Source organism: Adlercreutzia sp. ZJ304 (assembly GCF_011039075.1).
Lineage (GTDB): Bacteria > Actinomycetota > Coriobacteriia > Coriobacteriales > Eggerthellaceae > Adlercreutzia_A.
In genome coordinates this window covers 204,320-216,077 of the sequence record NZ_JAAKEG010000005.1, presented here as the reverse complement: position 1 = coordinate 216,077, position 11,758 = coordinate 204,320, and the positions used below count along the sequence as shown (strand labels likewise).

The window sequence follows — 11,758 nt, the reverse complement described above, 5'->3', positions numbered from 1 at the left end:
GGATAAAGTGTTTTCTGTAAGCACTATAGAAGAAGATATAAGGCGAGAAGCTAAATGGGCTGCAGAAGATGCTGTCAGAGCAGAAATGCAAGAAGTTCTTGCAGAAGCTGTAAAAGATGCTCGCAAAAAAGCAATGGAAGAAGGATTACAAGAAGGTTTACAGCAAGGGCTGGAACAAGGGCTGGAACAAGGGCTGGAACAAGGAATACAAAAAGGTACTAATAAATTCGCTGCACTTGTAGAAAAATTATTCTCAGAAAATCGACAAGCTGATGTATTGAAAGCCTCTGAGGATGAAGTCTATCGCGAAAGGCTGTTTCGAGAATTCGGTATATAGATTGAGTAAAATTGATTTATGGTCAGCTTAATTCAAAATGAAATACGCTGACCATATTACTTATATTTACTTCAAAACTATGAGAAATTTGTCATTTTCTCCGAAAATATCGAAATACATAGTTTCTTTTCGCAAGGGAAGCTCTAATTCTTTAAAGCTGTCTTTATTTTCAACTTGTGTATGTTTAAGACCATAATATGAGTTAATACCGCAAACGACACCTGAACACTTTTCTCGCGAACTTGCGAATAAACTTCGCATGCTTCGAGATGCTAAGGGGATCAGTCAGGAAAATGTTGCCCATCAGGCAGGAATTTCAGCTTATACATATCAGAAATTTGAAAAAGGCGAATCGAAACCTGGCACACCCATGAATCCACGCTTGTTTACGCTTCTTGCTTTAGCCAATGTATTTGAGATTGACGTAAGAGAACTACTTACTTTCGAAGAAAAATAGTAGCTTACTTCCGCAATTTTACGCATATTTATATCGAGTTGCGGATATTTATATTTTAATGTTCTGTCTTGTCGTCTAAAGGCTGTCGTATAGAAATTACGCTTTGCTGCCTTGTTGTGCCGTACCTCTATTTATCAATATGTTCTCGGGGGTCGTGTAGGGTGTTTGGCGGAACGCGCACTTCATCCCAGCTCATTTCGCGCAAAGCGTTAGCGGTGCGCCATGGGGGTGTATTTCCGTCGAATGCTGCACAGTAGTTCAGCGCTTCAACTAGGGTTATGTTGTGCATTAAATCTGCCATGGTGTCCACATCGGGCACGGGAGGCAGATATATTGCAGGCAATTCGGCTTCGCGTGCTTTCTGTATGTATGCGGGCAAAACAGTTAGTCCGTCCTTGTTATAGAACACACCCGAATGGTTGAATGCAGTTTCGCGAGTCCACCCTATAATAGATACTCCCATTTCTTGGTCGGGGGCAAGTACAATTCCGCCACGTGGAACGTCTTCTAGCTTATGAAGCGCTTCAAAACCGGCAATTACATCGTTTGTTGTTAGCGCCGGCATATCGGCACCCATAGATAAGATGCAATCAGCTTCCATGTCCCAGCATTTTTGAAAGGCATCGTTATAGTGTTCGTCAAAACTGGCACCCTTGTCGGCAATAAATGTAATAGGGCGCGGCCATCTTCCTGCATCTGAGAATAGTTTTTGCATGCGTTCGGCATTTTCGGCAGGTGCAGTAGATATAACCAGCTCGTATTCATCGGCGGCATTGCCTGTATTCTTGGCTTCCAGTTTGTCGAAAGCTGCCATACATATCTCGCATACATCGAAAAGCATGCAATGATAAAGTGCGCTGGCTACTTCGGGTTCAAAAATACCATCTTTAAGTGTGGTAAGGCGGGTTTTTACAAGTCCGGCTTCTGGCAGTTTGCTGAACAGCAGCAACACATTTTTTCGCATGGCGTAACCTTTGCTAGTCCTTTTGCTGGCTTCTATTATAATTAGCCGGATTAACAACTCTATTGAGAAGTGGATTTGCTTGTGGCAGATGAAGTGCGTGTAATCGGCATTCCGCGCGGCTTGCTTTTTTATAAATACGGCGTAATGTGGCAAACCTTTTTTGAAGAATTGGGTTTTAAGGTCGTTTTAAGCCCTAAAACCGATCGCGCTGTGTTTGAGGCGGGAGAGGCTGCTAGTGTAGATGAAGTATGCCTAGCATCAAAGGTATATATGGGGCATGTGGTTGCGCTATTAGAAGGCGGCGAATGCGATGCCATATTTGTTCCGTCGTATAACAGCGGCGATGTGCGAGCTGGTTTTTGTACGAAATATCAAAGTCTGCCCGATTTGGTAGAGGCTACATTTCACGAAAGGGCAGCAAAATTTATAACTATGCGTGTGCAGAAAGCGAACGATCATAAAAGCGCGCGCCTAGATTTTATCGAATTGGCACACCGTTTGAATGCGTCGCCTAAGCAGGCATTGCGCGCATACAAACAGGCGATGCGCGCTCAAGAGGCTGCAAATTCTTCGCGCGTATCATCTCAGCAGGAAACATTGCGATTGTTGACTAAGTATCGCAAAGTGGCTGCAAGCGACCCTACGGGGACTGAACAGGCTCCACTAGTTATTTTGCTTGTGGCGCATCCTTATATTGCGCACGACCCTTATATAGCTGGCGATATTGTGGCAGCTATTGAGGGTATGGGCGCTACGGTTATATTCGCTGACGAAACCGACCATGCCACCGCTTTTAAGCGCAGCTTCGATTTTTCGGACACGCTGCCGTGGATGATAAACCGCGAGCTGGTGGGTGCCATTTTGCAAACGTATGACAAAATAGACGGCATAGTCTTGTTATCTGCATTTCCGTGCGGACCCGACTCTATGTTTGATGACGCGGTAATGCGCAACATGCATGGTGTTCCTATTTTGAACTTGATGATAGATGCGCAAAGCGGCAGCGCGGGTATGGAAACACGCATAGAAAGTTTCATAGATATTCTGCGATTCCAAGGAAAAGGCAGGTATTTGAATGCCTAGTTTGCAGAAAGCAAAAAACATGTTGGAGAGCCTAGCGCAGCCTCGCGTTGAAGACACAACTGTTCAAGTAAAAGTTAGCGACGATGCGCGCACGCAGGTTGTCTACGAGCCGGAAGAGCCGCGCCGAGCCATTCCGTTTCCGCGGCTAAAAAAGAAGTTGAAGCGCGACAGGCATAAGCGCACAAAGGTATCTGTATTTCGATACGCCTATTACGATCCGGCGTTCAAATTTTTTGTAGAACAGGTGCTAGATTGTGACTATTTGCAATTACCAAAAGCCACAAAGCGCACAATGGATTTAGGTATTCAAAATTCCAGCGATTATGTTTGCACTCCGTTTAAGCACATGATGGGCGACTGGATAGAAGCACTTGAGCTTGGGGCTGATATTTTGGTGCAAGTGGGCGGTCCGTGCCGGCTTGGCTACTATGGCGAGATGCAAGAGCAAATACTGCGCGATATGGGATACGAATTCACAATGCTGAATTTTAGTCACGGAATTGAGCAGGGTTATTTTGGCTGGGGTAAAGAAGTTTTGAAAATGGTGAACCCCGATATAGATATTCCATACGGAGTTAAGCAGCTGCTTGCAACTGGGCATATGCTGTCGCTATTAGATCAGGCGCGCGATTTCTATATGGCAAATGGTGGTTTCGAATGTGAGCGCGGCGCTTTTCGCCATGCGTGGGAAGATTTCTTGGATGCCATGCGTGCGGCTACCGATAAAGCTGAAATTGATAGCGCTTATGCGCGCTCAATGGAAGAAATGCGGGCAATTCCTTTGAATAAGCCGGCTAATCCTGTACGCATTGGGATAATTGGCGAATTGTATACAGCAATAGATGAAAACTCAAATTTAGGTCTTGATGAAAAGCTGATGGATATGGGTGTGGAAGTGTATCGCACATTGAATTTCAGCAACCGTTACACGCACTACAACGAGGCGAATTTGCGGCGCACCATATCTGAGTATGCGCAATATGATATGGGACCTACATCGACAATGACGTTGGCTGCTGCAAAGAAATATGCGCAACTTGGTTTCGACGGGCTAATTCATGCAAAATGTGCAGGCTGCACACCCGAAATAGATTGCATACCGGTATTGCGTCGCATTTCGGAAGACTTTCATATTCCCGTTTTATATCTAACTTACGATACGGAAACCAGCGATACTGGATTAATGACGCGACTTGAAGCGTTTTACGACATGCTGTATATGAAAAACGTGTCAGACGCTGGAGGCGTAACTGTGCGATCTTCTGGCTCATTACGGCGCTAAATCAGGAGAGAGGTTCTTGTGAATTACTATCTTGGCATAGATATCGGTTCTATTTCTACCAAAGGGGTCGTTATAGACGACGAACATAATATAGTTGCTAGGTCGTATTTGTGGACTGAAGGAAATCCTACTCAAGCTGCAAAACGTGTGATGTCTGAGCTATCTGAGCAGCTGCCAGACAATGCGCGAGTAGTGGGCGCGGGAACTACCGGCAGCGCTAGGCGTCTTGTGGGTGCCATGATAGGTGCCAGTGTGGTGAAAAATGAAATAACCGCGCACGCTGTGGGTACTACGTGTTTGCATCCAGACGTGCGTACCATTCTTGAAATAGGCGGTCAGGACAGCAAAATTATTTGCGTGGATGGTGGCATAGCTGTCGATTACGCAATGAACACGCTATGTGCCGCCGGTACAGGTTCCTTTCTTTCCAGCCAAGCACATCGTTTAGGCGTGGAAGTGGAAGAGTTTGGTCCCATAGCGCTAACAAGCAAGAAGCCGGCTAACATTGCTGCGCGCTGCACTGTTTTTGCGGAAAGCGACTTGGTTCACAAAATACAAGTTGGTTATGCGCGCGAAGATATAATTGCAGGTCTTTGTAGTGCCGTGGCTAGCAATTATCTAAACAATGTGGGCAAGGGTAAGAAGATAGAGGCACCAGTTGTGTTTCAGGGTGGTGTGTCGAAGAATGTGGGCGTTGTGCACGCTTTTGAAGAACAGCTGGGAATGCCTGTTGCGGTTGATCCCGATGGGCATCTTATGGGCGCATTTGGTGCGGCTCTATTAGCGGCTGATGCGGGACCTGTTAGCATTGATGGGGCATATGCTGCGCCCGCGGCAACAGGACCTTTCGTTTCTGGTTGTTTAGATTTTGATGCGGTGGAAGATTTCTCGTTTACAACGCGCGAGGTAGAGTGTCAGAAGTGCGCTAATCACTGTGAAATAATCTGCGTATATCGCGATCGCGATTTAATAGATGCGTGGGGTAATCGCTGCGAACGCGGAGAAATTAAGCCTTCGTAGGAAGTTATGCAATATTGTAGGGAACTATATAATCTCGGGAAGGCTACGTTCAGAAGCTGCGCAGCCTTCACTCCGCCTTCCCGAGATTCCCAATGTCGTAATTGACAGCCGGTCAAGATATAGTCGGGGAAGCTACGTTCAGAAGCTTCGCAGCTCTCACTCCGCTTCCCCGACTATATTGGTTGTGGCTCTATTTAGTTCTCTTGGTAATTTGCTAGGAACAGGCGCGTGCGTTCGTGTTGTGGGTTGTTAATTACATCTGTGGCGCGTCCGCGTTCAACTACGGTTCCGCCGTCCATGAAAATTAGCTTGTCGGCTACGTCGCGCGCAAACGACATTTCATGAGTAACTATGACCATTGTGGTGTGTTCTAGTGCCAACTCACGGATAACACGCAGCACTTCGCGCGTAAGTTCAGGGTCTAGTGCACTTGTAGGTTCATCGAAGTACAGCACATCCGGGTTCATTGCCAACGCTCGCGCAATTGCTACGCGTTGTTGCTGTCCGCCCGAAAGTTCGCACGGAACCATATTTTCTTTGCCCGAAAGTCCCATTTTTGCAAGCAGCTCACGACCGCGTTGCTCGGCTTCTTCGCGTGGAATTTTCTGCACGCAAATCAGCGGGTCTATTATGTTTTTCAAGACTGTAAAATGCGGAAAAAGGTTGAAGTTTTGGAATACCAATCCATAACGGGTTTTGGCTTCGGCGAGCACATTTTTCGACCCGTATACGGCGTGTCCGCTGGGTCCATTTTCTGCAACAATTAAGTCTCCGTATGCCAAGCGACCGGAATCTAGCGTTTCTAGCATAGTTAAGCAGCGAAGTAGAGTAGATTTTCCCCCGCCAGACGGACCTATAATTGCAAGCACATCGCCTTTTTCTACTTCAAGCGATATGTCTTTCAAAACTTCAACTTCGCCGAAGCTTTTTTTAGCGCCTGTTAACGATACAACTTTGTTAGTTATGGTAGTAGTCAAGCTTCTTCTCCACACGATTTAAGATGAACTCTATAAGTAGGCAGAAAACCCAGTATATAAGTGCGGCTAATGCGTAGGGGATCATAGAAACCTCGCGCGCCGCTAACGCTTTAGCTTGGCTAAACATTTCGGCTATGCCAAGCACGAATGCCAACGATGTATCTTTCACTAGCGTTATTATTTCGTTGCCCATAGCGGGTAAAATGTGTTTGATCACTTGCGGAAGCACTATCTTCATAAAGGTTTGCGTCCGCGAGTATCCAAGCACGCTTGCAGCCTCATATTGCCCGCGCGGAATAGACTGAATGCCGCTGCGATATATTTCTCCAAAGTAGGCTGCGTAATTCAATATGAAACCTATGTCGCATGCCCAGAACTTCCAATCGCTGCCCATCTGTAGACCGAATAGGGCGTAAGGTCCAAACATGATAGCCATTAATTGCAGCATCAATGGTGTGCCGCGCAAAATGGATATGTAGAAGCGCGCAATGGTGGAAATTACTTTGAATCTGCTCATGCGGCAGAGCGCTACCACTATGCCAAGAGGTAGCGCTCCAATAAGCGTGACTACAAAGATCTGCGCCGTTAGCGCAAGGCCGTCGGCCAGAAGCCCTATCATCACACTAAATTCCATTTACTTCAGCACCCAATTCGCGTCGTAGTCAACACCGTACTCTGCGTATTTTTCACAGATTTCCCTAGCTTGACCTGATGCTACAAGAGCTGCTAGCGATTCGTTAACTTTTTTGGCTAACTGCTCTCCGTCGGCAGACTTGCTAAAGCCCACGGCGTAGTGTTCGCTGCTTAGCGGTTCGTCAAGCTGCACGTATGCGTCTGGGTTTGCAGCTATCTGATAGGCGGCTATAGAAAGATCGCAAGCAACTGCATCTACATTGCCTGCTTGCAGTTGCATGAATGCATTGTTGTAGTCGCTAATTGTGTCTAGGCGATTGAAAGTGCCTGCCAAGCTAGCCTGATCGCCTTCCAGCACATCAAGTGCGGCGGAGTCAATTTGCGTTATAACTACTTTACCGGCTAGGCTCTCAAAGTTGTTTATGCCAGAATCGGCTTTTACAACTATAACCTGCTCGTTGAGCATATACGGATCGCTGAAGGTGTATTTATCTTCGCGACCTTCCATGGTAAAGCCGTTCCATATGCAGTTGATGTTTCCCTGCTCTAGCAGAGCATCTTTTGCATCCCAATCGATTGGCTCGGCTACAAATTCCCAACCATTCATTTCTGCTACAGCGGCAGCTAAATCAAGGTCAAGACCGGTGTATTCGCCCTGTTCGCCAATGAAGCCATACGGCGGATAGCTGTTATCAAAGCCTACGGTAAGTTTGAAGCCCTCGCCCAAATCTAGGGTGCTTTCGGCTGCGCTTGACGAAGCGGATGAGCTGCTAGAACCGCCCGAGTTAGAGCAGCCTGCCAGTGCAAATGCGCTAATAGCTAAGGCGCATGCGGCAGCTACAGCCACTATCTTTTTCTTCATTCTTCCTCCTTGCTGAAAGTGCGCTTTCGATAATGCACTTTCGACTACATTACATTATCACTCTACTGTAATAAAGCAGATGGAGTATACCACGGGCAGTACACCATTTGGTGTATTTAAGTGACAAATAGGCAAAGATGCGTGAATTAGGGCTTGAATTTTTCTAACAGATGATAAATTGCAAACAACAAAGGAGGTTCCAATGGAAAACAATGGCAATAATCAAATTCCGCAAGGTCAGCAGACGCATGTAGGTCAGCACGAAGCGCAATCAGCTTATTGGGCTGCCTATTCTGCTGATGGTCATGGAGTGCATGCGCAGAATACGGCAGGCAATAATCACTATGCGTCTGCTGCATCGGTGCCTGCGGCAACAAAGAAGAGCTCCGGCGCTAAGACGTTTTTGCTAGCTTTCGCGGGCGCGCTTGTGGCGTGCGTGCTAATGTTTGGCATAGGCGCTGTTACCAATATGTTCGGCATGGGCGGCAGCCGTATTCAGCTTGGAGCGGTTGACTCCACATCGGTTGAAGCGGCATCGGAAGAGGCTTCACTTGCTGAAGCTGTGGCTTCAAAATGCATGCCGTCGGTCGGGTCGGTCACGGTATATTCCGCACAGTCTGCGCAGTCGGGAAGCATATATGACTATCTGTATGGTTATGGCTATACACAAGATCGCGAAGATTCGCTTACCCAAAGCGGTATGGGTTCGTGCGTAATGTTGTCCGAAGATGGCTATGCAGTAACGAATTATCATGTGGTTCAAGGTGGAAGTAAATTCGAAGTTACGGTTGATGGCGAAACTTACAATGCCGAATTAGTTGGTGACGATGCATCTTCTGATGTTGCTGTGTTGAAACTTGACGGCAATGGTTTTTCGCCTATTGAATTGGGCGACTCTGACGACATTAAAATAGGCGAATGGGTTATGTCTATAGGCAGCCCGTTTGGTCTAGAGCAGTCGGTCGCTACTGGCATTGTGTCGGCAACAAGCCGTTCCCAGATAATGGAAGCATCGGGCGATATGTTTGGCAACAGCACTGGTGAAGCCACAATTTATCCCAACATGATTCAGACAGATGCTGCTATTAATCCGGGCAACTCGGGCGGCGCTTTGGTTGACGCGCAGGGCAAACTAATCGGAATTAACACGCTAATCACTTCGTACTCTGGGAATTACTCCGGCGTTGGATTTGCTATTCCTGCGAACTACGCCATTAGTTTGGCGAAAGATATTATCGACGGCAAGGAGCCTACGCATGCGCAGCTAGGCGTAAGTCTTACCACGGTGAATGAAACTATTGCTAAGCGTTATGGCTTCTCGGTTGATGAGGGCGCATATGTTTCGGCTGTAGTGCCCGGTAGTGGTGCTGAGCAGGCTGGCATTCAGATTGGTGACATTATTACCAAATTTGACGGACAGGATGTAGAAAGCGCAAGCGATCTTATGCTGGACGTTCGTACCAAGAATCCCGGCGATAAGGTTACTTTGAAATTCATGCGCGGTAGCGAAGAGAAAGAAGTGCAGGTAACTTTAGGAATGAGCGAAAGTGCAAATTCCAATAATTCAAACTCTTCTAACAGTAATTCTGGTGGCATGTATACTCCACAAGGCAACGATGCTTTTTAGTTGCAAATAACCCCTCTCCTTTTGTTGATGCGCCCGGTTCGCTGGGCGCATCGCCTTTATGCGTAGGGTCTGTGGTTTATACTGGGAAGAGCTGTATAATTTTATGTAGGTGTGTATACGAATGCGCTGTGCTGGAAGAGGCCGATTTAATGAGCACTTTCAACGAAGATTATCCTGAATTTCGGAATGTAAATTCTGGTAATGGATCCGTTGATCGGATCGTGCAATCCTATGCTGCTAAAGATGCAGCTCGTGCACGAAATGCCCGAATGCGCATGCAAGTTCGTGCAAGCAATGATATAGATCAAGACAGTCGCCGTCTCGATTGGGAAGCGCAGCGCGCCATACGCAATGCGCAGCATGGCAGGAATACAAATCGAGAAATCATAGATGGGCGCGGCAGTATAGATTCGCGCGCGCTTAATGAGAAAAATGAATTAGTTGGTTACACGATAGACGAACGCGATAGGCACGACCCTATGGTTGATATTAACGATTCTAAATCGCGTTGGCGTTCGCACGATGGGAATTTTGGGGGCTACGATCGCATGCCCGTGTCGGGTGGCAAGAGACGCAACGCACGACCGAACCAAATAGGTTTACAGGGCGGCTCTATGGGCAACAAGCGTAACTTCGCTGCCGCCAGCAATACAGGAATTCCGTTGTTTGTAAAAATTGCCATTCCGGTAATAATAATTTTGATCATAGTTTTAATCTTTTTGCTTACTCCGTAAGGTTTCGCGAAACCAAACCGAAGTCGATTTTGGATGAGTAGATTGCATCTCCGGAAACTAAGGTCGTGATATTATACCGCCATTGGCGGTATAATATTGGCGGTAAAGAAAGGCTGAATCATGTCTTATGAACCGCCATTTGTGCGTACCGCCAAAATTGACGCTCTTTGTATGGAGATCGCAGAGTTGGTTGGCATGCTCTCTCCGGAAACCCCTTTGGCGAAGAGCCCAAAGCTTCATCGTGAGCTTAGAATAAAAACCATTCACTCTTCGCTGCTTATTGAGGGAAATAAACTCGACGAAAACGCCGTCACTGCAATTATTGATGGCAAGCATGTATTGGGTGACAGCCGCGATATTCTTGAGGTAGAAAACGCTAGACGAGCATACGATCTCATTCCAATTCTCGATCCCTATTCTATAGACGATCTTCTCAAAGCTCACCGAACGATGATGGAGGGTCTTGTTTCTGAGGCAGGGCGTTTTCGTTCGAGCAATGTTGGTGTCTTTGACGGTGATGTGCTTATTCATGCGGGAACACCAGCTACATATGTTCCCGATGTTATGTGCGATATTTTTGAATGGTTAAAGACCACAAGTCTGCATCCGCTTCTCGCCTCCTGCATTTTCCACTTCGAGTTCGAATTCTGCCATCCTTTCGCGGATGGAAACGGTAGGACGGGTCGGCTTTGGCACACGTTGCTTCTTTCCAGATGGCGACCTGTGCTTGCTTGGCTTCCTGTTGAAAGGGTTATTAGGCAGCGTCAATCCGAATACTATACGATGTTAGCCAAATCTGAAGCGATTGGATCTAGTGAACCGTTCGTTGAATTTATCCTCGAGGCAATTAGGGATGCGGCGCTTCCATTTGCAAAACCGGGAAGCGAACGGAGTCTGACAAAAGCTCGAACACTTGCGTTCTTTGTTGAACACCCAAATGGAAACATTACTCAGTTGGCAGAACATCTTGGATGTTCAAAAAGGAGCGCAGAGCGCATTGTTGCAGAACTGAAAGATGAGGGTGCTATAGAGAGAAAAGGTAGTTCGCGTGCCGGAGTTTGGATCGTTCTTCAAGACGTCGAAAAGAGAACTGGTGAAAGAAAGAGCTATTTCAGCACTGAAAGAACTGATTGGTACAAATAAGCGCATGTATAAGGAGATTAGTAAATAATCATGAACGAAGAATTTGTACGTAGAATTTATGACACGCTGGTGTCAGAAGGCTGTGAGGAATATAAAACGCTATTTGAAAAGACGGCAATAACAGATCAAACAATTGAATACTGGAAAAGAGCAATCTGTCTCTTTCAGGGTTTTGATGATTCGCAAAAGGATATCTTCTATGACATTCTCAGGCAGACAATAATTGATACGATTTCAGGCGTATTTGGCGTTTTTGACGGTTCCACTGCTTTAACCGGCGGCAACATGGAATGCAGCATCCAAATTGATGGTGTTGATACAGAGTCAGAACTGCAGGATACTTTTATGGAGTTTGTAGAAGATAGTGAGTAGCGGCGATGCATCGGGGCAAGCCATGTTGTGTGGCTGTGTCTGGGGTTATGGGGGCGCGAATTCAAAGAAGAAATAGAATGACAAGCAGCTCCAAACCGCGGCAGCGAAGAAGGTGCTATCCGGCAATATCGTCGTGAAGAATCTGTTCGAAGAGCTCGGTATCAAGGATTCCACGTTCGGGTGAAATAATTACGCAAAAATGGTCAAAACTTCCGACTTTCCACGGTCGGACTGACACATAGTTGGCTTGAATTGTGGAGGACACTG

General features: G+C 46.6%; 12 protein-coding genes and 1 pseudogene. 9 read left to right on the top strand and 4 right to left on the bottom strand.

The annotated features are described in order from the left end of the window. Both G7Y46_RS04230 and G7Y46_RS04225 read left to right on the top strand, forming a co-directional pair. A pseudogene (locus G7Y46_RS04230) lies at positions 1 to 337 on the top strand (hypothetical protein); the annotation flags it as partial. A gap of 205 nt (positions 338 to 542) precedes the next feature. Continuing rightward, positions 543 to 794, top strand: a complete 252-nt coding sequence (locus G7Y46_RS04225; protein WP_277424164.1) for a helix-turn-helix transcriptional regulator — start codon at positions 543 to 545, stop codon at positions 792 to 794. A gap of 127 nt (positions 795 to 921) precedes the next feature. On the opposite strand, the gene G7Y46_RS04220 is transcribed toward G7Y46_RS04225, so the two are convergent. Further along, on the bottom strand, positions 922 to 1,758 hold the full coding sequence (locus tag G7Y46_RS04220; RefSeq protein ID WP_165252692.1) for a DUF2064 domain-containing protein: 837 nt from the start codon (positions 1,756 to 1,758) through the stop codon (positions 922 to 924). 81 nt (positions 1,759 to 1,839) lie between these two features. On the opposite strand from G7Y46_RS04220, the gene G7Y46_RS04215 reads away from it, so the two are divergent. The 3 genes from G7Y46_RS04215 to G7Y46_RS04205 are packed head-to-tail and all read left to right on the top strand — an operon-like array spanning position 1,840 to position 5,143. After that, positions 1,840 to 2,841, top strand: coding sequence for an acyl-CoA dehydratase activase-related protein (locus G7Y46_RS04215; protein ID WP_241157044.1), 1,002 nt, complete (start codon positions 1,840 to 1,842; stop codon positions 2,839 to 2,841). A 19-nt stretch (positions 2,842 to 2,860) separates the two neighbouring features. Then, positions 2,861 to 4,123, top strand: a complete 1,263-nt coding sequence (locus G7Y46_RS04210) for a hypothetical protein (RefSeq protein WP_241157043.1) — start codon at positions 2,861 to 2,863, stop codon at positions 4,121 to 4,123. An 18-nt stretch (positions 4,124 to 4,141) separates the two neighbouring features. Next, a complete protein-coding gene (locus tag G7Y46_RS04205; protein WP_165061042.1) occupies positions 4,142 to 5,143 on the top strand; it encodes an acyl-CoA dehydratase activase in 1,002 nt (333 codons plus the stop codon). Positions 5,144 to 5,337: 194 nt separating this feature from the next. Here the strand turns inward: G7Y46_RS04205 and G7Y46_RS04200 are convergent, their stop codons facing one another. From G7Y46_RS04200 to G7Y46_RS04190, 3 genes are read right to left on the bottom strand one after another with little or no spacing between them, the layout of a single operon-like run. Next, positions 5,338 to 6,108 (bottom strand): amino acid ABC transporter ATP-binding protein, encoded by a 771-nt coding sequence (locus G7Y46_RS04200; protein WP_165252712.1) that lies wholly within the window; start codon positions 6,106 to 6,108, stop codon positions 5,338 to 5,340. Continuing rightward, positions 6,101 to 6,754 carry an amino acid ABC transporter permease gene (locus tag G7Y46_RS04195; RefSeq protein ID WP_165061046.1) on the bottom strand — a complete coding sequence of 218 codons (654 nt, stop codon included), beginning with the start codon at positions 6,752 to 6,754 and terminating at the stop codon, positions 6,101 to 6,103. The genes G7Y46_RS04200 and G7Y46_RS04195 overlap by 8 nt, the downstream gene beginning before the upstream one ends. Further along, entirely contained in the window at positions 6,755 to 7,615 is an 861-nt protein-coding gene (locus G7Y46_RS04190) for a transporter substrate-binding domain-containing protein (protein WP_165061049.1), read from the bottom strand. Positions 7,616 to 7,817: 202 nt separating this feature from the next. On the opposite strand from G7Y46_RS04190, the gene G7Y46_RS04185 reads away from it, so the two are divergent. The 4 genes from G7Y46_RS04185 to G7Y46_RS04170 all read left to right on the top strand — a co-directional run bounded on the left by G7Y46_RS04185 (position 7,818) and on the right by G7Y46_RS04170 (position 11,491). Then, entirely contained in the window at positions 7,818 to 9,242 is a 1,425-nt protein-coding gene (locus G7Y46_RS04185; protein WP_165252690.1) for a trypsin-like peptidase domain-containing protein, read from the top strand. Positions 9,243 to 9,391: 149 nt separating this feature from the next. Then, positions 9,392 to 9,976 carry a hypothetical protein gene (locus G7Y46_RS04180; RefSeq protein WP_165061055.1) on the top strand — a complete coding sequence of 195 codons (585 nt, stop codon included), beginning with the start codon at positions 9,392 to 9,394 and terminating at the stop codon, positions 9,974 to 9,976. Positions 9,977 to 10,096: 120 nt separating this feature from the next. Further along, on the top strand, positions 10,097 to 11,119 hold the full coding sequence (locus tag G7Y46_RS04175) for a Fic family protein (RefSeq protein ID WP_165252688.1): 1,023 nt from the start codon (positions 10,097 to 10,099) through the stop codon (positions 11,117 to 11,119). Positions 11,120 to 11,149: 30 nt separating this feature from the next. Beyond that, positions 11,150 to 11,491, top strand: coding sequence for a transposase (locus G7Y46_RS04170; protein ID WP_165252686.1), 342 nt, complete (start codon positions 11,150 to 11,152; stop codon positions 11,489 to 11,491). Positions 11,492 to 11,758: the final 267 nt, after the last annotated feature.

Coding starts and splice junctions, on each gene's coding strand:
- G7Y46_RS04220 (WP_165252692.1), bottom strand. CDS start 1,758: ATGCGAAAAAATGTGTTGCTGCTGTTCAGCAAACTGCCAGAAGCCGGA.
- G7Y46_RS04210 (WP_241157043.1), top strand. CDS start 2,861: ATGTTGGAGAGCCTAGCGCAGCCTCGCGTTGAAGACACAACTGTTCAA.
- G7Y46_RS04195 (WP_165061046.1), bottom strand. CDS start 6,754: ATGGAATTTAGTGTGATGATAGGGCTTCTGGCCGACGGCCTTGCGCTA.
- G7Y46_RS04190 (WP_165061049.1), bottom strand. CDS start 7,615: ATGAAGAAAAAGATAGTGGCTGTAGCTGCCGCATGCGCCTTAGCTATT.
- G7Y46_RS04185 (WP_165252690.1), top strand. CDS start 7,818: ATGGAAAACAATGGCAATAATCAAATTCCGCAAGGTCAGCAGACGCAT.
- G7Y46_RS04180 (WP_165061055.1), top strand. CDS start 9,392: ATGAGCACTTTCAACGAAGATTATCCTGAATTTCGGAATGTAAATTCT.
- G7Y46_RS04175 (WP_165252688.1), top strand. CDS start 10,097: ATGTCTTATGAACCGCCATTTGTGCGTACCGCCAAAATTGACGCTCTT.
- G7Y46_RS04170 (WP_165252686.1), top strand. CDS start 11,150: ATGAACGAAGAATTTGTACGTAGAATTTATGACACGCTGGTGTCAGAA.